General features: G+C 74.6%; 22 protein-coding genes. 12 read left to right on the top strand and 10 right to left on the bottom strand.

Features of this window, described 5'->3' with window-relative positions:
* Window positions 1–310: 310 nt before the first annotated feature.
* Window positions 311–1,732 (top strand): aminotransferase class V-fold PLP-dependent enzyme, encoded by a 1,422-nt coding sequence (locus ACIBNE_RS25840; protein WP_399275447.1) that lies wholly within the window; start codon window positions 311–313, stop codon window positions 1,730–1,732.
* Window positions 1,733–1,809: 77 nt separating this feature from the next.
* Here ACIBNE_RS25840 and ACIBNE_RS25835 read toward each other — a convergent pair whose 3' ends face one another.
* Entirely contained in the window at window positions 1,810–3,504 is a 1,695-nt protein-coding gene (locus ACIBNE_RS25835; protein WP_399275393.1) for an ATP-binding cassette domain-containing protein, read from the bottom strand.
* A 278-nt stretch (window positions 3,505–3,782) separates the two neighbouring features.
* Between ACIBNE_RS25835 and ACIBNE_RS25830 the strand changes: the two genes are divergently transcribed.
* Window positions 3,783–3,977 (top strand): hypothetical protein, encoded by a 195-nt coding sequence (locus ACIBNE_RS25830; RefSeq protein ID WP_399275390.1) that lies wholly within the window; start codon window positions 3,783–3,785, stop codon window positions 3,975–3,977.
* Between the two features lie 55 nt (window positions 3,978–4,032).
* Window positions 4,033–4,488 (top strand): GNAT family N-acetyltransferase, encoded by a 456-nt coding sequence (locus ACIBNE_RS25825; RefSeq protein ID WP_399275388.1) that lies wholly within the window; start codon window positions 4,033–4,035, stop codon window positions 4,486–4,488.
* Between the two features lie 43 nt (window positions 4,489–4,531).
* Here the strand turns inward: ACIBNE_RS25825 and ACIBNE_RS25820 are convergent, their stop codons facing one another.
* The gene (locus tag ACIBNE_RS25820) at window positions 4,532–5,266 is read right to left on the bottom strand and encodes a TetR/AcrR family transcriptional regulator (protein ID WP_399275386.1); all 735 of its coding nucleotides are present in this window, start codon (window positions 5,264–5,266) and stop codon (window positions 4,532–4,534) included.
* A gap of 98 nt (window positions 5,267–5,364) precedes the next feature.
* Between ACIBNE_RS25820 and ACIBNE_RS25815 the strand changes: the two genes are divergently transcribed.
* Both ACIBNE_RS25815 and ACIBNE_RS25810 read left to right on the top strand, forming a co-directional pair.
* Window positions 5,365–6,129, top strand: a complete 765-nt coding sequence (locus ACIBNE_RS25815) for an NAD(P)-dependent oxidoreductase (RefSeq protein WP_399275384.1) — start codon at window positions 5,365–5,367, stop codon at window positions 6,127–6,129.
* A 95-nt stretch (window positions 6,130–6,224) separates the two neighbouring features.
* Window positions 6,225–7,262, top strand: a complete 1,038-nt coding sequence (locus ACIBNE_RS25810; protein WP_399275382.1) for an Ig-like domain-containing protein — start codon at window positions 6,225–6,227, stop codon at window positions 7,260–7,262.
* 20 nt (window positions 7,263–7,282) lie between these two features.
* Here the strand turns inward: ACIBNE_RS25810 and ACIBNE_RS25805 are convergent, their stop codons facing one another.
* The gene (locus ACIBNE_RS25805) at window positions 7,283–7,870 is read right to left on the bottom strand and encodes a TetR/AcrR family transcriptional regulator (RefSeq protein WP_399275380.1); all 588 of its coding nucleotides are present in this window, start codon (window positions 7,868–7,870) and stop codon (window positions 7,283–7,285) included.
* A gap of 63 nt (window positions 7,871–7,933) precedes the next feature.
* Between ACIBNE_RS25805 and ACIBNE_RS25800 the strand changes: the two genes are divergently transcribed.
* Together ACIBNE_RS25800 and ACIBNE_RS25795 are read left to right on the top strand one after the other, a co-directional pair.
* Window positions 7,934–8,728: a class I SAM-dependent methyltransferase gene (locus ACIBNE_RS25800; RefSeq protein WP_399275379.1), complete on the top strand. Its 795-nt coding sequence runs from the start codon at window positions 7,934–7,936 to the stop codon at window positions 8,726–8,728.
* Window positions 8,729–8,794: 66 nt separating this feature from the next.
* Window positions 8,795–9,100, top strand: a complete 306-nt coding sequence (locus ACIBNE_RS25795; protein WP_399275377.1) for a hypothetical protein — start codon at window positions 8,795–8,797, stop codon at window positions 9,098–9,100.
* Here the strand turns inward: ACIBNE_RS25795 and ACIBNE_RS25790 are convergent.
* Both ACIBNE_RS25790 and ACIBNE_RS25785 read right to left on the bottom strand, forming a co-directional pair.
* The gene (locus ACIBNE_RS25790) at window positions 9,042–10,493 is read right to left on the bottom strand and encodes a sensor histidine kinase (protein ID WP_399275375.1); all 1,452 of its coding nucleotides are present in this window, start codon (window positions 10,491–10,493) and stop codon (window positions 9,042–9,044) included. The genes ACIBNE_RS25795 and ACIBNE_RS25790 overlap by 59 nt on opposite strands.
* Entirely contained in the window at window positions 10,490–11,191 is a 702-nt protein-coding gene (locus ACIBNE_RS25785; protein ID WP_399275373.1) for a response regulator transcription factor, read from the bottom strand. The genes ACIBNE_RS25790 and ACIBNE_RS25785 overlap by 4 nt, the downstream gene beginning before the upstream one ends.
* A gap of 64 nt (window positions 11,192–11,255) precedes the next feature.
* Here ACIBNE_RS25785 and ACIBNE_RS25780 point away from each other — a divergent pair, with 64 nt between their 5' ends.
* Both ACIBNE_RS25780 and ACIBNE_RS25775 read left to right on the top strand, forming a co-directional pair.
* Complete coding sequence (locus ACIBNE_RS25780; protein ID WP_399275372.1) at window positions 11,256–12,398, top strand: UDP-N-acetylglucosamine--N-acetylmuramyl-(pentapeptide) pyrophosphoryl-undecaprenol N-acetylglucosamine transferase; 1,143 nt, start codon at window positions 11,256–11,258, stop codon at window positions 12,396–12,398.
* Window positions 12,395–13,420: a GDP-mannose 4,6-dehydratase gene (locus tag ACIBNE_RS25775; RefSeq protein WP_399275370.1), complete on the top strand. Its 1,026-nt coding sequence runs from the start codon at window positions 12,395–12,397 to the stop codon at window positions 13,418–13,420. The genes ACIBNE_RS25780 and ACIBNE_RS25775 overlap by 4 nt, the downstream gene beginning before the upstream one ends.
* Window positions 13,421–13,454: 34 nt before the next feature.
* On the opposite strand, the gene ACIBNE_RS25770 is transcribed toward ACIBNE_RS25775, so the two are convergent.
* Window positions 13,455–14,045, bottom strand: a complete 591-nt coding sequence (locus tag ACIBNE_RS25770; RefSeq protein WP_399275368.1) for an HAD family hydrolase — start codon at window positions 14,043–14,045, stop codon at window positions 13,455–13,457.
* Between the two features lie 87 nt (window positions 14,046–14,132).
* Between ACIBNE_RS25770 and ACIBNE_RS25765 the strand changes: the two genes are divergently transcribed.
* Window positions 14,133–14,909, top strand: a complete 777-nt coding sequence (locus ACIBNE_RS25765; protein ID WP_399275366.1) for a hypothetical protein — start codon at window positions 14,133–14,135, stop codon at window positions 14,907–14,909.
* A 22-nt stretch (window positions 14,910–14,931) separates the two neighbouring features.
* Here the strand turns inward: ACIBNE_RS25765 and ACIBNE_RS25760 are convergent, their stop codons facing one another.
* On the bottom strand, window positions 14,932–15,177 hold the full coding sequence (locus ACIBNE_RS25760; RefSeq protein WP_399275364.1) for a hypothetical protein: 246 nt from the start codon (window positions 15,175–15,177) through the stop codon (window positions 14,932–14,934).
* 234 nt (window positions 15,178–15,411) lie between these two features.
* Here ACIBNE_RS25760 and ACIBNE_RS25755 point away from each other — a divergent pair, with 234 nt between their 5' ends.
* Complete coding sequence (locus ACIBNE_RS25755) at window positions 15,412–16,107, top strand: L,D-transpeptidase family protein (protein ID WP_399275362.1); 696 nt, start codon at window positions 15,412–15,414, stop codon at window positions 16,105–16,107.
* A 15-nt stretch (window positions 16,108–16,122) separates the two neighbouring features.
* Here the strand turns inward: ACIBNE_RS25755 and ACIBNE_RS25750 are convergent, their stop codons facing one another.
* The gene (locus ACIBNE_RS25750; RefSeq protein WP_399275361.1) at window positions 16,123–16,755 is read right to left on the bottom strand and encodes a TetR family transcriptional regulator; all 633 of its coding nucleotides are present in this window, start codon (window positions 16,753–16,755) and stop codon (window positions 16,123–16,125) included.
* Between the two features lie 80 nt (window positions 16,756–16,835).
* Here ACIBNE_RS25750 and ACIBNE_RS25745 point away from each other — a divergent pair, with 80 nt between their 5' ends.
* Window positions 16,836–17,786 carry an oxidoreductase gene (locus ACIBNE_RS25745; RefSeq protein WP_399275359.1) on the top strand — a complete coding sequence of 317 codons (951 nt, stop codon included), beginning with the start codon at window positions 16,836–16,838 and terminating at the stop codon, window positions 17,784–17,786.
* A gap of 22 nt (window positions 17,787–17,808) precedes the next feature.
* Here ACIBNE_RS25745 and ACIBNE_RS25740 read toward each other — a convergent pair whose 3' ends face one another.
* Both ACIBNE_RS25740 and ACIBNE_RS25735 read right to left on the bottom strand, forming a co-directional pair.
* The gene (locus ACIBNE_RS25740; protein WP_399275358.1) at window positions 17,809–18,726 is read right to left on the bottom strand and encodes an LnmK family bifunctional acyltransferase/decarboxylase; all 918 of its coding nucleotides are present in this window, start codon (window positions 18,724–18,726) and stop codon (window positions 17,809–17,811) included.
* Between the two features lie 32 nt (window positions 18,727–18,758).
* Window positions 18,759–19,910, bottom strand: a complete 1,152-nt coding sequence (locus ACIBNE_RS25735) for a histidinol-phosphate transaminase (protein WP_399275355.1) — start codon at window positions 19,908–19,910, stop codon at window positions 18,759–18,761.
* Between the last annotated feature and the right edge of the window lie 32 nt (window positions 19,911–19,942).

Here is a 19,942-nt window from a genome sequence, read left to right as displayed (position 1 = left end):
CGGAGGGGCGCGGCGGGGAGGCACCGGGCGGCGCGCGGGGGAAAGGTTCGGCCCTTGGGGCGAATCGAACTAGCCTCGTACGGCAGGGGCCCGCGGCTCCTCGCCGACGAGGGGCAGGGGCCCGTCCGGCGGACCGGCACCGCACGGCGGGTCACGGGCTGCGGGGGCGCTCGCGGGGCGGCAGACTGCGCATGGGGGCGCACGCCGGCGGGGAAAGCGCGCCCCCGGCCCGCGCCGGGCCCCGGAGAACCGTCGGCCCGCGCCGCGCCGGGCCGGAGAGCGGAGGACGGCCGTGGACGCGTCGAAGAGCATGGGGTTCGCGGAGCTGCGCGAGCGGGAGTTCGGCTACCTCGACGCGGGCGGCCACACCTACCTCGACCACACGGGCGCCGGCCTGCCGCCCAGCTCGCTCGTCCACGCGAGCGCCGCCCGCATCACCGCAGGCTGCTACGGCAACCCGCACTCCGAGAGCCCCGCGTCCCGCGCGTCGGGGCGGCTGCTCGCCGAGGCGCGCGACGCGGTGCTGCGCCACTTCAACGCCGACCCCGCGGAGTACGCCGTGGTGTTCACGGCCAACGCGACGGGCGCGCTGCGGCTGGTCGGCGAGGCGTATCCGTTCACCCCGCACAGCAGACTCGTGCTGACGCTGGACAACCACAACTCCGTCAACGGACTGCGGGAGTTCGCCGCCGCGCGCGGCGCGCGCACCCACTACGTCCCCGTGAGCGGGCCCGCCCTGCGCGTCGACGAACGGCGCCTGCGCGCGGCGCTCGCCGGCCGGGAGAGGCACGACCGGCTCCGCACCGCCCTGCGCGCCCCGCGCCGCGGCACCCCGCGCGGTCTCTTCGTCTACCCCGCGCAGAGCAACTTCACCGGCGTGCAGCACTCCCTGGAGTGGCTGGCGGGAGCCAAGGCACTCGGTTACGACGTGCTGCTCGACGCCGCCGCCTACGCCCCCGCCAACCCGCTCGACCTCAGCCGCTTCCACCCGGACTTCACCGTGGTCAGCTGGTACAAGGTCTTCGGCCACCCGACCGGCGTGGGCAGCCTGATCGCCCGCCGCGAGGCGCTGCGCGCACTGCGCCGCCCCTGGTTCTCCGGCGGCACGATCTACGCGGTCAGCGCGCAGGCGCAGTGGCACGTGCTCGCCGAGGACGAGGCGGCCTTCGAGGACGGCACCGTCAACTTCCTCGCCGTACCGGACGTGACCGCCGGACTGGAGTGGATCGACGGCCTGGGCCTGGCCCGCGTCCACGACCACGTCGCCGCGCTGACCGACCGGATGCTCACGGGCGTCGCCGCCCTGCGCCACAGCGACGGCAGCCCGATGGTCAGGGTGTACGGCCCCGGCAGCGGCGAGGCGGCGCGCGGCGGGACGGTCGCGCTGAACGTGCTCGGCGCGGACGGCCGGATCGTGGACGAACGGATCGTCGCCCGCGAGAGCGGCGGGCGCGGCATCTCGCTGCGCACGGGCTGTTTCTGCAACCCGGGGGCGGGGGAGGCGGCGTTCGGCCTGCCGCTGCGCCGACTGCGCGCGGCGGCCCGGGAGGAGGCCGGGTCCCTGGAGGAGTACCTGGAACTGCTCGGCCTGCCGTCGGCGGGTGCGGTCCGGGTGTCCCTGGGCCCGGCGTCGCAGCCCAGGGACGTCGATGTCTTCCTGGCCTTCGTCCGGGACACCTACCGCGACCGGGTACCGAGCGCGGCGGGCCTGGCGGCGCGGGAGGGCTGCTAGGCCCGCCGTCACACTGCCGTCGTCCGCCCGGGAGGCCTTCAGCGGCCCGACATTGCCGCCGTCCGCCCGACGGGCTTTCAGCGGCCCGCCCTGGAACCCTCCGCGCCCGTACGGCACTTGCGCACCAGCACCGCCCACGTGCCCGCGAGGAACACCAGTGTGAAGCCCGCGAGCACCAGCCACCCCCGGCCCGCCGGGTGGCCGAAGGAGTCGCCGTACGAAGCCAGCAGCGGCGGCCCCAGCGGTGAACCGCCGTCCCGCCACAGTTCCTCCAGACCGACCCCGCTGCCCAGCGCCTCGAAGGCCCAGCGGTTCGTCATCGCCCAGCTGAGCGCCTCCCCGGCGACCGTCATGCGCGGCACGGGGACGAACGCCCCCGAGAACAGCACCTGCGGGAAGCAGAGCAGCGGCAGCATCAGCGTCGCCTGACCGGGGTCCGTCACGGCGGCCGACGCCAGCAGCCCGAGCGCCAGCGCGGCGGCCGAGGCCAGCAGGCTCGACGCGTACAGCGAGGCGTACGTGGCCCAGCCCGCCGCCGGAAGCCGGTCCAGCGCGCGCAACACGGCGAGCAGCAGCGCGTCCGCGGACGCGAGCACCGGCAGCATGGTGGTGAGCTTCGCCGCGACGTACGGCCCGAGCCGCACCCCCGCCAGCCACTCGCGGCGCAGCACGTGCAACTCCGCGCAGATCTGCAGCAGCCCGTACGTCAGCCCGAAGAAGAACGCCCCGAAGGCGATCCAGAACATGATCATCGCGGTGGACCCGGGGTCGGGCGACTCGGGGTCGAAGGCGCCCGCGCGGAACAGCACGGCGAACATCGCCACGATCATCACGGGCGAGCCCGCGAGGACGGCGACCGACAGCCGGTTGTGCAGCAGCAGCGCGACGCCGCGCCGGGTGAGCAGCGCCCACTGGCGCACGGCACCGGTGCGCGGCGCTTCCGGCACCCGGGCAGGGACGTCGACGGGGTCGTGCGGGGGCGAGACGGGTGCGGTGGCGGCGCGCGCCCCGTCGGCCACCGCCTCGTACACCTCCTCCGGCGTGCCGACGCCGAACGCCCCGCACAGCGCGGCCGCGTCCCCGGCGAACGCGACCTCGCCGCCGGGCGAGAGGAACACCACCCGGTCGCAGCGCGGCAGATCGGCCGGCACGTGGGTGGTCAGCACGACCGTGGTGCCCGCGTCGGCGAGCCCGCGCAGGGTCCGCAGCAGCGCGGCGCCGGTGACCGGGTCGAGCCCGGACGTCGGCTCGTCGAGGAAGAGCACGCGCGGCCTGGTCAGCAACTCGACCGCGACGCACGCCCGTTTGCGCTCGCCGCCGCTGAGTGCCCGCACGGGCGTGTCCGCCCGGTGCGCCAGGCCGAGCGCGTCCAGCGCGCGGCCGACGGCGGACGCGAGCGCGCCGGGCGCGGTGCCGGGCGGCATGCGCAGCCCCGCCGCGTACGTCAGGGTGCGCCGCAGCGGCAGGTCGAGGTGGATGATGTCGTCCTGCGGCACGAACCCGAAGTCCCGCCCCGGAGGGCCGGGACGCGCCCCGTCGTGCAGCACGTCCCCGGCCGTGGGCGCCCGCAGCCCGGCCAGTGACTGGAGCAGCACGGTCTTGCCCGCGCCGCTGCTCCCGGCGATTGCGGTGAGGCGGCCGGGGGCCACGTCGAAGGAGACGCCGTTCAGCACCCGCCCCGCGCCCTTGACCTCCTGGGTGACGCCGCGGGCCGCTATCCGCAGCCCCTCGAAGGACGGTGCGGTCGGCTGCGGAGGCATCGGCGTCGGCATGGGGCCAGCATGCCAGGGCGGGTACGGGGGCCGGGTCCGGCGCTCCAGCGGAGTCGCGCCCCGGGTCCGTCGGCCCCGGTGCCGGGTCGGCGGCGCGGGTGCCGGAGGCGGCGGCCACCCGGCCGCTCACCCGGTCGAGGTGGTCCGACCTCCTTCGTTGACGGCGCGTGACCGGTCGTGTGGCGGGCGTGCGCGGGCGGACGTAGCGTGGGCGGCGAGGCTGCCGCCCGGTGCGGCGGCCGACGCACACCAGCCTCGGGGACCGCGAGGTGAACCGCGTGCCATCCCTCCATCTCTCACTCGTGCTCGTGCTGGCGGGGGCCGCCGTCATCCTGTGCCGCAAGGGCGGCACGAAGGTGTCGCACGCCCTCATCTGCGCCGGGTTCGGCTTCTACCTCGCAGACACGGCGGCGGCGTCCGCCGTGCACAGCGCGGTCGACACGGTCCTGGGGACGCTCAGCCAGTTCGGCTGAGGGTGTTCGCCCAGGTCACGGGCCATTGTCAGTGGCGGGTGCCAGACTCTGGGCCATGGACAACCACGTGCAGTTGCGGGACGTCGAACAGGCCGATCTGGAGACGTTCTTCGAGCAGGAGAACGACGAAGAGGCCGCCAGGCGCTCCCGGTTCACGCCCAGGGCCAGGGACGCCTTCATGACGCACTGGAGGACGAGGGTCCTCGGCGACCCCGCCAACCGCGTCCAGGCCGTCACGGTCGACGGCGAGCTCGCGGGCAACGTCGTGGCGTGGTGGGACGGGGAGCGGCGCTTCATCGGGTACTGGCTGGGCAGGCCGTACTGGGGCCGGGGCATAGGCACGGAAGCGCTGGGACTCTTCCTCGGTCTCGAACGCGAGCGCCCGCTCTACGCCGACCCGCACGAGGGCAACACCGGCTCGGTGAGGCTGCTGGAGAAGCACGGCTTCCGGCGCGCGGAGACCGACTGGTACGACGACGCCGAGCACGTCCTGCTGGTGCTGGAGGCGTAAGCCCCCCCGGCCCCCGGGGGAAGGAAGGGGGGAGGGAGGGGCGTCAGGGCTGCTGGAGCGCGTCCGGGCCGAGGGCGTCGAGGACCAGGCCGAGGCCGAAGGCGAACTCGTCGGCGTAGTCGTAGCCGGGCCGCAGGACGTGTCCGGCCAGCTCGGCGAGGTGGGGGTAGGCGTCGTCGGGCATCCCGTCGAGGATCGCGCCCGCCACCTCGTCCAGTTCCGCCGCGCCCTTGAACGGCAGGCTCGTCTCCTGGAGCACGAAGCCGTACAGATAGCTGTCGACCAGCGAGACGGCGTGCGCGGCCATCGGCACGGAGAAGCCTCCGGCGCGGAACGCCCCGATGACGGCGTCGTGGTGACGCAGCGTCGCGGGCCCCGGCCGGGACCGGGAGTCCATCAGACCGACGGCCCACGGGTGGCGCAGGAGGGCCGCGCGGGCGGAGAGCGCGCGGTGGCGCACGGCGCTCTTCCAGTCCGTGTCCCGCGGCGGCAGGTCGATCTCGGCGAACACCGCGTCCACCATGCCGTCCAGCATGTCCTCCCGGCCCGCCACGTGGTGGTAGAGCGACATCGCCTCCACCCCCAGCGGCTCGGCGACGGCCCGCATGGTGAGCGCGGCCGCCCCCTTCTCGTCCGCCACCGCCACCGCCGCGCGGATCACGCGCTCGCGGCTGAGCGGAAGGCGCTCCGACGCGCCGCGCCGGCCCTTCCGCGCGGCGGCGCTCCCGCCCGCATCCGCCCTCCCGGCGTTCCCGGTCCTCTTCCCGCCCTCGGGCATCCGCCCCTCCTCCGTGCTCCCTTGACCGTCTTACGGCATAAGGCTAACTTGCCTTACAGCATAAGGTCGGCACGCCGGTGAAGGTGGAGGACCGCGCCATGGGTACGGAACGCATGAAGAAGGTCTGCGTCGTCGGGGCCTCGGGCAAGCTCGGGCAGTACATGGTCAGGCACGCGCTGGAGCGCGGTTACGAGGTGGTCGGCGTGTGCCGGGAGCGCAGCGTGCCGAAGCTCGCCGCGTTCGAGGGCCGGATCACCGTCGTCCCCGGACCCACGAACGACCCGGAGGTCGTCGGGCGGGCGGTCGAGGGGTGCGACGGGGTGCTGACGGTGCTGGTGCCCTGGGGCGTGCGGCAGTACGCGTCGGGCACGGCGCAGGCCGTGCTCGACCACGCGCGGCCCGGCGCGCGCCTGGTCTTCTCCTGCGGCTGGCACATCACGCGCGACGGAAAGGACGCGTACTCGCGGCTGTTCCTCCTGGGGGTCCGCGCCGCCGCCGTGCTGGGCAAGCTCGTGCGCGCGGTGGAGATCGACGACCAGGTGGAGGCGTGCCGGAGGGTGTTCGCCAGCGACGCCCGCTGGACCGTGGTGCGCGGCAGCAGCCTGGAGGAGGGCGAGAGCCAGGGACTGCCCGTGTGGAGCAGGCACGTGGGCGATCCGGTCCTGGCCAGCGACCTGACGCGCCGGGTGGACTTCGCGCTGTTCATGGTGGCGGCGCTCACCGACGAGGCGCTGGTCCGGGAGGCCCCGGCGATCGTCGGCCGGCTGACCCCCAGCGCCCTGGCCCACGCCGCGGCGCCCGGGACCTCGGACCCCTCGGACCGGGACCAAGGACCCGGCCGGGGGACGGCCCCGCCCGCTTAGGCTGGCCTGTCCCCTTTATGGCCCGAATCGCCGATTCACCGGATCACCGTTCCCCGAATCGCCGATTCACCGATTCCCTGAATACCCGAGGAAGCATGCGCCGTTCCCGACTCTCGACCGCTCTCGTCCCGACGGCGGTCGCCGCTCTCGTACTCGCCACGGCGGCCTGTGGCACCGAGCGGCAGGACCGGGAACGGGTGGCCGCCGCGGCGACCGGGTCCCCGAAGGCGCCGTCCACCGCCCCCACCGCCCCCTCCGCCCCCGCAAGGGCCGTGTCCACCCCGCCGCCCGCCGCCGAACTCGTCACCGGCTCCGCGCACCGCCGGGTCCGTGCGCAGATCACGCCCGAGAACGGCGAGACCGTCGGCGTCGGCCAGCCCCTCGCGATCGTCTTCAAGGGCCAGCGCGTCGACCCCGCGCTGCGCGCCGGAATCGAGGGCCGCCTCTCCGTGCGTACGTCACCGCAGGTCACCGGGGCCTGGCACTGGGCCGAGGCCAAGGGCGACACGGTGGTGCACTTCCGGCCGCGCACGTACTGGAAGCCCGGGACGAAGGTGAGCCTCGACGCCCGCCTGGAGCGGGTCAGGCTCACCGGGGGAGCGGCGGGCGCCGCCGACCGCCGGGTGTCGTTCACGATCGGCGAGTCGATGGTGAGCACCGTCGACCTCAAGGCCCACACCATGACCGTCGTGCGGGGCGGCGAGCCGGTCAGGACCATACCGATCAGCGGTGGCGAGGAGCGGTTCAAGACCCGCGACGGCATCAAGACGATCCTGTCCAAGGACGGCCGCGTCATCATGGATTCACGGACCATCGGCATCCCGCGCAACAGCCCGGACGGCTACTACGACGCGTACGACTGGAGCATGCGGGAGACCATCAGCGGCGAGTACATCCACGCGGCTCCCGACAACGCCGAGCACTTCGGCAAGCGCAACGTGAGCCACGGCTGCATCGGCATGTCGGAGACCGACGCGAAGTGGCTGTACGAGCTGAGCCGCAAGGGCGACGTGGTGCAGGTCGTCGGGAGCGCGGGCAAGCCCATGGACACCTTCGGCAACGGCTACGGCGACTGGAACCTCAGCTGGGAGCAGTGGCTGAAGGGCAGCGCGACGGGCGAGCGCGTCGGCTGACCCGACCGTCGCGGGCGCCCCTAGCGGAGCACGCCCGCGACGACCGCGCCCACCGTCTGACGGACCGTCCCGCGCCCGGGGGGCGCGGCCCCGCGGTCGGCGAAGAGCAGGTGGCCCGTGCCGATCAGGGTGGGGGCGAGCACCTCGACGTCGGCGTCCGCCGCGATCCGGCCCAGCTCGCGCTCGGCCGCGAGGTACGAGGCGAGCGCCGCCGCGGCCTCCGTCAGGACCGGTACGCCGGTCGGGGTGGTCTCGCGGAGCCTGGCCCGCAGCTCGTCCCGCGAGGTCACGAGACCGACGACCGCGACGGCCACGGAACCGAACAGCTCGGTGAGGGCGTCGGTGAGGTGATCGGTGACCGTGCCGGTGCCCGCGGCCCCGCGCAGTGCGGCGCCCTGCCGCTCGACGCGCGCGACGCGGTCCCGCACCAGTTCGGCCAGGAAGCCGTCGAAGTCGCTGAAGTGCCGGTGCAGCACGCCCTTGGCGCAGCCCGCCTCCGTGGTGACCGCCCTGCTGGTGAGCACGCTCGGGCCGCCCGTGAGCAGGATGCGTTCCGCGGCGGCGAAGAGCTGCTCGCGCGCGTCCTGGATGGCTACGCCTGTCGGCATGGCGAATCTCCTTGCGGGCCTGACCCGTTGACGAGTGGGCATGTGCCCATTCATAGTGGGCGCATGCCCACTATAGAGCCTCATCGGCAGCGGCGGACGGCGGAGTCGTTCGGCGCGGACGCCGCGCGCTACGACCGGGCCAGGCCCGACTACCCGCGGGAACTGGTGGAGCGGATCGTCGCGCTCTGCCCGGACCCGCGCCCGTACGTGCTCGACATCGGCAGCGGCACCGGCATCGTCGCCCGGCAGTTCGCGGCGGCGGGCTGCCGCGTGCTGGGCGTGGACCCCGACGCCCGGATGGGCGACCTGGCGCGCCGCGGCGGAGTGGAGAGCGAGGTCGCGGGCTTCGAGGACTGGGACCCGGCCGGCCGCCGGTTCGACGCGGCCGTTTCCGGTCAGGCCTGGCACTGGATCGACCCCGTCGCGGGCGCCGGACGCGCGGCGTCCGCGCTGCGGCCGGGCGCCCCGCTCGCCGTGTTCTGGAACGCGGTCGAACCCCCGGCCGCGCTCGCGCGGGAATTCGCCGGGATCTACGCGCGCGTCGCACCGGGCTCGCTCCTCGCGGGCGAGCCCTCGCTCTCCGCCGTGGACGGGTACGGGGCGCTGTGCGCGCGGGCGGAGGACGGGCTGCGGCGGGCCGGTGCGTTCGCCGGGCCGGAGCGGTGGCGCTTGGACTGGGAGCGGACCTACGGGCGCGAGGAGTGGCTGGACCACCTGCGCACGACCGGCGGGCACGCCCAGCTGAGCCCTGGACAGCGGGCGGCGGTCCTCACGGACGTGGGCGCCGCGATCGACGCGGCGGGCGGCGAATTCACCGCGCGGTACGCCACGCTGGCGGTCGTGGCGGCACGGGCCTGAACAGGGCCGGACCCCTCGGGGTCTTCGGGCCCTGCCGAAGGGCGCGGGTACGGAACAATGAGCGCCGTGACAGCACCTTCAGTCCCGCCCGCAGTCCCGTCCGCAGTGCCGCCCGCAGTCCCGTCGGCCCGCGAGGGCGGCATCGGCCGCGGCGTGCACGCCCTGATCCCCTCCGCCCCCGCGAACCCCTCGGCCGGGGAGCGGGCGACGGCCGCCCTCGCCCCGCTGCGCACGGTGCCCGTGCGGGCCGCCGCGGTGGAGGCGGCGGTGCTGCTGCTCACCGAACTGGGGACGACGGCCCAGGCCGAGAGCGTCAGGGACGCGTGTGCGGAGACGGTGGCGCACCTGCGTGCGGCGCTCGCGCGGCCGTAGGGCGCGGTTCGGGCAGTTCCAGGTGGAACTCCGCGCCGCCGCCCGGCGCGTTCCGTGCCGTCAGCTCCGCGCCGTGCGCCCGCGCGATCTGGCGGGCCATCGCCAGGCCGAGCCCCGAGCCCGGCAGCGCCCGCGCGGCCTCCGCCCGGTAGAAGCGGTCGAAGACGTGGGGCAGGTCGTCGGGCGCGATGCCCGGACCGTGGTCCCGTACCGTCAACTCCCGTTCGTTCAGGTACACCTCCACCGCCGCGCCCGGCGGGCTGAACTTCGCCGCGTTGTCCAGGAGGTTCGTCAGCAGCCGGGACAGCCGCGCCGGGACCCCCGGCAGGGTCCGCGCGCGGCCCGCCGCGTCGACGTGCGCGGTGAAGACCGTCTGCGGCCAGTGCGCGCGGGCCGCGCCCACCGCGTGGTCCACCAGGTCGGCCGGGCGGACCTCCTCCACCAGCGGCCGCGGCTCCTCGTCCCGCGCCAGCTCGACCAGGTCGTTCACCAGCCCGGTCACCTCGCGCAGCTGACGGGCGAGCGCGCCCGACGCCCGCTCGCGCTGGGCGGCCGTCAGCCGGTCGGCGCGCGCCAGCAGTTCGGCGTTCGTGCGCAGCGCGGTCAGCGGGGTGCGCAGCTCGTGCGAGGCGTCCGCGACCAGCCGCCGCTGCGCGGTGACCGACTGCTCCAGCTCGCCCAGCATGGTGTTGAAGGTCGCCGCGAGCCGCGTCACCTCGTCCTCCTTGCCCGACGCGCCCGCAGGCGCGGGCGGCAGCTCGATGCGGTGGCGCGCGTCGCGCGTCGCGGCGATCCGCTCGGCGGTCGCGGTGAGCCGCGCCACGGGCGCCAGGCTCCGGCGCGCGACCCACGAGCCGAGACCGGCCGCGAGCAGCACGCCCGCGCCGCCGACCGTCACCAGCAGCCACGTCGCCTGCCGCACCCCCTTCTCGACGGTGTCCGCGCGCAGTGCCACCTGAAGCGCCGTGCCCCTGCCGAACGGCGTGGTGAGCATCCGCACCGGACGGCCGAACAGGGTGATGTTGGTGAAGTACGGGGCGCGCTCACCGGCCGCCACCTCCCGCACGGGACCCGAGACCGGCAGCAGGTAGTCGGCTGCGTCGCGCCCGGGGGCGGCCGGTACCACCTGCGCGCAGGCGGGCGCGGACAGGAAACGGCACTCGCCCGCGCGGACGCCCGGCGTCGCGTCCCCGCGCTGCTGGGTGACCAGGGTCGCGGACTGGGTCAGGTTCAGGTCGAGTTGGTGGTACAGCTCGTAGCGGACGACGAAGAACGCCGCCGTGCAGACCAGCAGCGCCACCGCGGCGACGGCGGCCGACGTCGCGACGGCCAGCCGGGTGCGCAGCGGGCGCCGTCGCCGCCAGCGCGCCCCGAGCCCGCGCCGCGCGCTCACCGCACGTCCAGCCGGTAGCCGACGCCGTGCACCGTGTGCACGAGCCGGGACGCGCCGCCCGCCTCCAGCTTGCAGCGCAGGTAACCCACGTACACCGCGAGCGAGTTGGATTCCGGGCCGAAGTCCCGGCCCCAGACCAGCTCCAGGATCAGTTCCCTGGGGAGCACCTGCCCTCGGTGGCGCAGCAGCAGTTCGAGCAGCGCGAACTCGGTGCGGCTGAACTCCAGCGCCCGCCCGCCCCGGGAGCCCGTGCGGCTCGCCGGGTCGACCACCAGGTCCGCGAAGGACAGCAGCGCGTCGTCGTCGGGATCCGGCGCGGTCCGCCGCAGCAGCGCCCGCACCCGCGCCGCCAGCTCGTCCAGCGCGAAGGGCTTGACCAGGTAGTCGTCGGCGCCCGCGTCCAGCCCGTCGACCCGCTCGCTCACCGAACCGAGCGCGGTCAGCACGATCACCGGCGTGCGGTCGCCTAGCGCGCGCAGCCTGCGGCAGACGGCGAGCCCGTCCAGTACGGGCATCATCACGTCGAGCACGAGCGCGTCCGGCTGCCAGGCCGCCACCTCCGAGAGCGCGGCGAGGCCGTCCGCCGCCTCCCGCACCTCGTGCCCCGCCACCCGCAGGCCGTCCGCGACCGCCTCCCTCACCTCCGGTTCGTCGTCCACGACCAGGACCTTCGCTGCTGCGCTGTGCAAGGTTGCCATGGCGCAAAGCCTGCCAAACCGGCGTCTTAGAACCCTCTTAAACCGCTCCGCGAGTGTTCCGGACATGCGCACACCACTGTCTGTCGTGATCGGTGCGGGCGGCACCGGGGGCCACATCTACCCCGGACTCGCGCTCGCCGACGCGCTGCGCCGGGCCCGCCCCGACGCACGCGTCTCCTTCGTCGGTACGACCAGGGGCCTCGAAGGCGGGCTGGTACCGGCCGCCGGCTACCGGCTGCACACCGTCGACATGATCCCCTTCGACCCCGCGCTCGGCGCCCGCCGCTACCTGCTGCCCGCCGCGCTCCTGAAGTCCGGCGCGCAGGCGCGGGCCGTCCTGCGCGAGCAGGGCGCACAGGTCGCCGTCGGCATGGGCGGCTACCCCAGCGCGCCCGTCGTGCTCGGCGCCCGCCTCGCCGGGCTGCCCAGCCTGATCCACGAGTCCAACGCCGTCCCCGGCCGGGCCAACCGGTTCGCGGCCAGGCTCACCCGCAACGTCGCCGTCGCCTTCGACACCGGCCACCTGCCGGGCGCGACCACCACCGGAATGCCCGTCGCCGCCGCCATCGCGGGACTCGACCGCGCCGCACTGCGCGCCGAGGCCCGCCGCGCACTGGGCGTGCCGGACCGGGCACGGCTCGTGCTGTTCAACGGCGGCAGCCTCGGCGCGGCCCGGCTCACCGAGGCCGCCGTCGGGCTCTCCCACCGCTGGGCGGCCCGCGACGACGTGCACCTCCTCGTCAAGACGGGGCCCGCCGCGCTCGCGGAGACGGCCCGGCGCCTCGGCCCCATCGGCCGGGCCGTCCCCTACCTCGACCGGATGGACCTCGCCTACGCCGCCGCCGACCTGGTGGTGTGCCGGGCCGGATCGGCGACGGTCGCGGAGCTGGCGACCGTCGGGGTGCCCGCCGTCCTCGTGCCGTACCCGCACGCCCCCGGCGACCACCAGACGCACAACGCGCGGGTGCTCACCGACGCGGGCGCGGGCCTGCTGCTCGCCGACGCCGACACCACGGCGGAACGCCTCGACGCCCTCGTCGGGCCGCTGCTCGCCGACCCGGCGAGGCTCGCGGCGATGAGCGGCGCCGCCGACCCCGGCCCGCACGCCCGCGCCGCCGAACTCCTCGCGGAGCGGGTCATCGCACTCGCCCCGCACACCACCTCCGCCCCGCACACCTCCTCGTACGAAAGGCAGAACGCCGCATGACCACCACCACCGCCCCCGCCCCCTCCGCCGAGCGCTTCGACTGGACCGGCCGGACCGTCCTGGTCACCGGGGCGGAGGGCTTCATCGGCTCGACGCTCGTGGACCTGCTCATCGAACGGGGCGCGCGCGTCCGTGCGTTCGTGCACTACAAGCCGTACGCCGAGAAGGGCCACCTCGCCCACCTCATCGGCGATCCGCGCGTCGAGACCGTCGCGGGCGACGTGCGCGACGCGGGCCGCGTCACGGACGCCGTCGCGGGCTGCGACACGGTCTTCCACCTGGCCGCGCTGATCGGCATCCCGTACAGCTACGACTCGCCCGGCGCGTACGTCCAGACGAACGTCGTGGGCACGGAGAACGTCGCCGAGGCCTGCCGCCGACACGCGGTGCGCCGCCTCGTCCACACCTCGACCAGCGAGGTGTACGGCACGGCGCGCACCGCCCCGATCGGCGAGGACCACCCGCTCCAGCCCCAGTCGCCGTACTCCGCGTCGAAGATCGGCGCGGACATGGTGGCGCTGTCGCACTGGCACGCCTTCGAACTGCCCGTGACGGTCGTGCGCCCCTTCAACACCTACGGCCCGCGCCAGTCCGCGCGCGCCGTCATCCCCACCATCCTCGCCCAACTCCACGCGGGCGCACGGGAGATCAGGCTCGGCTCGCTCACCCCGACGCGGGACTTCACCTACGTCACCGACACCGCGCGCGGCTTCCTCGCGCTGGCCGCCTGCGACCGCGCGCTCGGCGAGGTCGTCAACCTCGGCACGGGACGCGAGATCGCCGTCGGCGACCTGGCGCGGCGGCTCGTCGAAGCCTCCGGCAGGGACGCGGAGGTCGTCGTGGACCCGGCGCGGCTGCGCCCGTCGGGCAGCGAGGTCGAGCGGCTGCTCTCGGACAACGGACGGGCGCGCGCCTGGGCGGGCTGGGAGCCCGAGGTGTCGCTGACGGACGGGCTGAAGCGGACGTCGGAGTGGGTGGCGGACCACCCGCACCTGTTCGCCCCGGCGCGCTACCAGGTCTGAGCCGGCCCGACCGCGGCCGGTGTGCCCCCGTCCCTCAGCGCTCGTGCGGCTGGGGGACGCGGACCGACGCCATGCCCGCCGCGGTCGCCGCCCGGATCCCCAGCTCGGTGTCCTCGAAGACGAGGCAGTGCTCGGGCGCGACGCCCAGGATCCGGGCGGCCCTGAGGTAGCCCTCGGGGTCGGGCTTGCCCTTTTCGCAGTCGTCGGCGCAGACCAGGGCGTCGAACCGGTCGAGCAGACCGAGCGCGGTGAGCGACGCCGTGACGGACTCGCGGGTGCTGCCCGACACCACGGCCGTGGGGATGCGGCCGTACGCGTCCTCGATGTGCGGCACGATCCCCGGCACGGGGGCGACGTCGGGCAGGTGCTTCCGGAACAGCTCCTCCCTGCGCAGCGCCACCGCTTCCACCGGCATGGCGAGGCCGTGGGCCTCGTTCAGCGAGCCGATGATGTCGGCGACGGACCGCCCGCCCCAGGCGTAGAACCGCTCCTCGGGGAAGTCGCAGCCCCACTCGCCCAGTGCCTGCTGCCAGGCGCGGTGGTGCACGGGCATGGAGTCGGCGACGGTGCCGTCGCAGTCGAAGAGGTAGGCGCGGAAGTCGCCGGGCGGCAGAGGGATGACCATCGGGTCAGGGTACGCGGGCCATGGGCAGGGCCGGCCGCGGCCGATAGCCTGCGGGCAGGTGCGGACCGACGGTGGAGGCGCGCTCTGATGTCAGGGAATGCGGAGGGGCCGGGGAGCCTGGACGGTCGGGGGCCGCTCGACGGGCGGCGTCGGCCGGGCCGGGGACCGGCCGCCTGGCGGGTCGGGCGGCGCTTCAGGCACGCGGCGCGGCCCGCTTCCCGGTCCTGGCCGGACGTGTACGCGGACCTCGACGGGGTCGCCCGGGGCCTGGGTCGCTGGCATCCCGCGACCCTCTCCGCCCGCTTGAGCGTCTTCAGGTGGCTTTTCGGCGAGGGGCTGCACGCCGACATCGTTCGACTGTCCGAGGCGGAAGTGGCCGACAGGACGGCGGAGTTCGGGGCTGAGGACCCCGAAACCCTGAGGTGGCGCAGTGCGCTCGCGTGGCACCGCCGCAGGGTCGGCGACCTGGACGGAGCGGTCGCCGAGGCGCGGGCCGTCGAGGAGACCACCGTCCGGCTGCTCGGCTCCGACCACGCCGATGCCCATCGCCGCCGGGCGGACCTCGCCCGGTTCCTCGCCGAGAGCGGGGAGTGCGCCGAGGGCGTACGCCTGCTGCGGGCCCTGTACGCCGAGTCCCTGGCCTTCGACTGGCGGCGGCAGCGCGAGACCCGTTCGATCCGCAACTCCCTGATCGTCGCACTGGAGCTGGCCGGCGACGTCCAGGAGGCCCTGGACCTCCTGGACGAAGAGATCACCGCGGAGCGGGGGACGATCTACGGCGTCGACGAGAACCTGGGGGACCACGAGATGCAGCGGCTGCAGGAGTGGCGCAGGAACCTGGTCGCCAAGGCAGCCGCCGGGTAGGCGGCCCCCGGCCGCCCGGTCACTACCCGCCGCAGCCGCCGCAGTTGTCGTACGGCGACCGCTGCCGCGCCCACCAGGAGTCCTCCGCGTCGTCCGGCTCGGACGCCGAAGGGGGACCGGGGGCGGGTGCGCCCTCGGGCTCGTCCTGCCACCAGAACCGGGCGCAGCCGCAGGGGAAGAGGTCGTCCGGCGCGCCCAGGCAGCGGCCGAGCGAGATCGCGTGCACCCCGCGCGCGTGCCCGCATCCGCCGCATAGGTGTGCGGCCATCCCCGCCATCGGGCACCCCCGTTTCCCCGGTCCGTCCGTCCCGGCCCACCAGGATGTGCGCACCGGAGCCCGCCGCAGGTGGCCGCCGGTGCGGCTGTTACCAAACCGCCGTATTCCGCGGTGCAACTCAGGTGCCCCTCGCGCGGTCTAGAAGGTGGATCGCGCACGACGCGCATCCGGCCAGACCCGCACCATGCGCAACGCGCATCATTCGCACACAAGGAGCAGACAGTCGTGGGGGACATTCGCAGACGAGGAGTCGTCGCACTGGGGATCACCGGCCTCGTGGTGCCGCTCACGATGGCCGTCGGGGGTACGAGCGCGCAGGCGGCTTCGTGCACCACGCAGACGGGGGCGTACCAGAAGCAGGTCGAGAAGTTCCTCGGCCGCCCGGTCGACGGCAGGCAGTCGGCCGCCGACTGCAAGGCGATCAAGGCGTTCCAGACCAAGCACTCGATCAGCCCGAACGCCGGTCTCGCGGGTCCCGTGACCTGGGGGGTCATGGACCTGATGAACCGGCAGAAGGCCATCGGCAACAAGCCGAACAAGGCGGGCAAGTGCCCGACCAACAAGGGCCGCATAGCCTGTGTCGACCTGACCAACCAGCTCAGCTGGATCCAGGACGGCAGCAGGCTGGTGTACGGGCCCGTGGCAGTGCGCACCGGCCGCAAGGGACACGCGACGCGCACCGGACTGAAGAAGGTCTACTGGCGCGACATCGACCACGTGTCGAACCTGTACAACGTGCCGATGCCCTACAGCCAGTTCTTCGACGGCGGGCAGGCGTTCCACTCGGTCGGCATCAGCGTCTGGGCCCCGCCCGGCTCGCACGGGTGCGTCAACATGACCAAGACGGCGGCGGCCAAGTACTGGAGCCTGCTGCGCAACGGCGACGAGGTCTACGTGTACGGGCGCAAGTCCGGCACCTGACCGTGCCGCGGGACCTCACCCGGTCCCGTCCAGCGCGGGCGCGATGACGGCGAAGGCCCGGTCGATCAGTTCGACCGGGTCTTCGCCGCCGTCGTTCTCGCTCCACCTGTTCAGCACGGCGTCGAAGGCGGCGAGCGCCGTCCCCGCCGCCAGCCTCGGCCAGAGGTCGTCGCCACCGCCCGCCGCACCCGCCCCTGTGCCCGTGCCCTCGGCCCGTAGCACCAGCTCCGCCGTCAGGTCGTCGCGCCACTGCGCCTGGCGCTCCAGGAAGCGCGCCAGCAACGCGGGTGTGCGCAGGATCAACCGCACCACGCGCAGGGCCCGTTCGGAGTGGTCGGCGCACTCCTTGAGCGGCACCGAGACCGCGTGCCGCAGCGCCACCGAAGCGCGCTCGTCCGCGGGACGGGACGCCAGCTCGGCGCGGATCCCGGTGCCCATCTCCGCCAGGAACTGGACGACCACGTCCTCCTTCGACGCGAAGTACCGGAAGAACGTCCGTTTGGACACGCCCGCGCCCGCGGCGATCTCGTCGATGGTCACCGCGTCGTAGCCCTTCAGGGCCAGCAGTTGCAGCGCCGTCTCGGTCAGTTCGTCGGAGACGAGCTGACGCTTGCGCTGGGCGAGGCTGAGTTCGGGGCGTGTGGTCACCCAGCCATGGTAGCGAATGCCGTGAGTGGCATCCAGAGACTACGTTGACACTTAGTGCCATCAGGGGCAGCATGTGCCGCATGGCAGATCGGCAGACGCAGAAGCAGAAGTGGAACGCCGAACGGATCCAGGACCAGACCGGCCGCGTCCACGTCGTCACCGGGGCCAACAGCGGCCTCGGCCTGGCCACCGCCCGCGCGCTCGCCCGCCGGGGCGCACGGGTGGTCCTCGCCGTGCGCGACGAGGTCAAGGGGCGCGCGGCCGCCGCCGCGATCACCGCCGAACAGCCCGGCGCCCGCCTCGACGTGCGCCGCGTCGACCTCGCCGACCTCGACACGGTCCGCGCCTTCGCGGACCGGCTGCACGACGAACACGACCGGCTGGACGTCCTCGTCAACAACGCGGGCCTGATGGCCCCGCCCCGCACCCTCAGCGCCCAGGGCCACGAACTCCAGTTCGCCGCCAACCACCTCGGCCACTTCGCGCTCACCGGACTCCTGCTCGACCTGCTGGCCGCCGGGACCGACCCCCGCGTGGTCACGGTCAGCTCCCTCAACCACCGCAAGGGCCGCATCCGCTTCGACGACGTCGACGGCGCGCGCGGCTACTCGCCCATGGGCTTCTACGACCAGTCCAAGTTCGCCAACGCGGTCTTCGGCCACCAGCTCCACCTGCGCCTCACCGAGGCGGGCAGCCCGGTCCGCAGCCTCCTCGCCCACCCCGGTTTCACCGCCACCAACCTCCAGACCAGCGCGCCCGTCGCGCTCGTGCGCTGGGTGTTCGGCTACCTCACGGGCCCGCTGCTCGCCCAGCGCCCCGACCGGGGCGCCCTGCCCCAGCTGTACGCGGCGACCGAACCGGGCCTGAGCGGCGGCGAGTTCATCGGCCCCGACGGCAGGGGCGAGCTGCGCGGCGCGCCCACCCGGGTGCCGCTCGCGGACACGGCGGCCGACGCGGAGACCGGCCGCCGCCTGTGGGACCTCTCGGAGCGGCTGACGGGCGTGCGCTACGGACTGCCGGCCGCGGCCTGAACCGGGGCGGAGCCCCGCGACGTCAGCCGATCTCGACCTCGACGGCCGTCACGGCCAGCAGCCGCCCCGTCGCCGCGTCGCGCAGCGCCATGTCGGCGATCTCGATCTCCGGCTGCGCCGCGCTGCGCCACCGCCGGGTGTCGATCGCGAAGACCGCGCCCGGGTCCGCGTTCCCGAAGTAGCCGACCTTCTGGTCGATCACCTTGCGCTGCGGGAACAGCTCGTCGGGGCGGCCCAGCGAGCGCCACAGCCCCAGCAGCGCCGTGTCGAAGATCGAGAAGTACGAGGCGAAGTACACGAGCCCCGCGCCGTTGATGTCCCGCGCCACGTCCAGCCGGTACTCCGAGGCGTGCACGCCGCCCACGACCTCGAAGCCCGGCGGGGGAACCGAGCAGAAGGAGGCGGCCTCGCGGGCCCGCCCGACCGCCGCGCGCGGCGAGTACGCGTTGGGCAGCCTGGGCAGGTCGGCGAAGGCGAAGTCGGGCGGCGCCACCTCCGCGAGCCGCTGGTTGCTGCCGGGACTGCTGCGCGCGATCCAGCGGTTGAAGTTCTCCGCGTACAGGCAGTCCGGGTGCGGCCGTTCGTACACCTCGGCCGGATCCAGCGGCTCGTCGGGCAGGTCCAGGTCGGCGGGCGCGAGGCGGTGCAGCGTGAGCACCGACTGGCTGCCGAACTGGAACACCCGTGAACTCACCCGCAGTTCGTCGCCGAAGGTCAGGCCGTGCGGATGGACGGCCTTCCCGCCGCGCACGTGGTAGTAGTAGAAGGACAGGTAGGCGGGCTGTCCCTGGGCCGTACGGGCGGCGTGCACGTTCGTCCGGCAGGCGGCCGCCACCGCCTCCCAGGTCCAGTCCCCGATGCGGCCGAAGACCAGCGAACCGCCGCTGCACATCCCGGGCGACACGACCACCTCGCGCAGGAGCGAACTGTCGTCGAGCATGCGCACGGCATGCATGGCGCTGCCAACTCGCACTACTTCACCACCGTCGTCGTCACCGTCGTGTCCGATGCCGGAGCGCCGGCCGAGGCCGCCGCCCGCATCGCCGTCGCCGCGGGGCCGGGGCCGCGCCACCGGGCGCAGGCCTCGACGAACGCGTCGTTGTCCGCGGCCGAACCGATCGTCGTGCGCACTCCCTCACCGGGGAACGTCCGCACGGCGATGCCCTCGCCCGCACACCACCGCCCGAACCGCTCGGCCGCGCCGCCCAGTTCGAGCCAGAGGAAGTTGCCCTGCCCGTCCGGCACGTCCCAGTCCCCGGCCAGCAGCGCGGCGCGCACCCGCCCGCGCTCGGCGACCGTGGCGTCCACCCGCTCGCGCAGCTGCTCGGCGAGGCCGAGCGCCGCGAGCGCCGCCCGCTGCGCGACCGCGCTCACCGCGTAGGCCAGACACGCCTTGCGCAGCCGCTCGACCACGGTGGGCGCGCCCACCAGATGGCCGACCCGCAGCCCCGCGAGGCCGTACGCCTTGGAGAACGTGCGCAGCACCACCAGGTTCGGGTACGCGGGACAGAGCGCGAGCGCACTCGCCGCGCCGGGCGCCCGCACGTACTCCACGTACGCCTCGTCCACCGCCACCAGGCAGGTCGGCGGGATCCGGTCCAGGAACGCCCGCAGCTCGTCGGTGCCGACCGCCGTGCCCGTCGGGTTGTTCGGATTGCAGACGACGACCAGCCGGGTGGCGGCGGTGACCGCCCGCGCCATCGCCGCCAGGTCGTGCCCCGCGGCCAGCAGCGGGACCCGCACCGAGCGGACGGCGGCGAGATCGGCCAGCACCGGGTACAGCTCGAACGACCGCCAGGCGTATACGACTTCGGCGCCCGGCTCGGCCACCGCCTGGAACAGCGTCTGGAGCAGCGCGACCGACCCCGCGCCCACCGCGACCCGGTCGGGGGCCACGCCGTACGCGCAGGCGATCGCCGCCGTCAGCTCGGTGCAGCCGGGATCGGGGTAGCGGTGCACGGTGGCGCCCGCGTCGGCGATGGCCTCGACCACACCGGGCAGCGGGGCGTCCGGCGACTCGTTGGCGGACAGCGGCAGGACGCGCGCCGCCGCGCCGTACACGCCGTCGGTCGGCCGGTAGGCGGGCAGGTCGTCCAGGACCGGGCGCAGACGTGGGATCGGCATGGGGCTCCAAGGGCTCCGTAGGGGGCGGCGCG

The organism is Streptomyces sp. NPDC050504, from assembly GCF_044458065.1.
Taxonomy (GTDB): domain Bacteria; phylum Actinomycetota; class Actinomycetes; order Streptomycetales; family Streptomycetaceae; genus Streptomyces.
The sequence above is the reverse complement of the archived record's forward strand: the minus strand, read 5'-3'. Positions and strand labels throughout refer to the sequence as shown.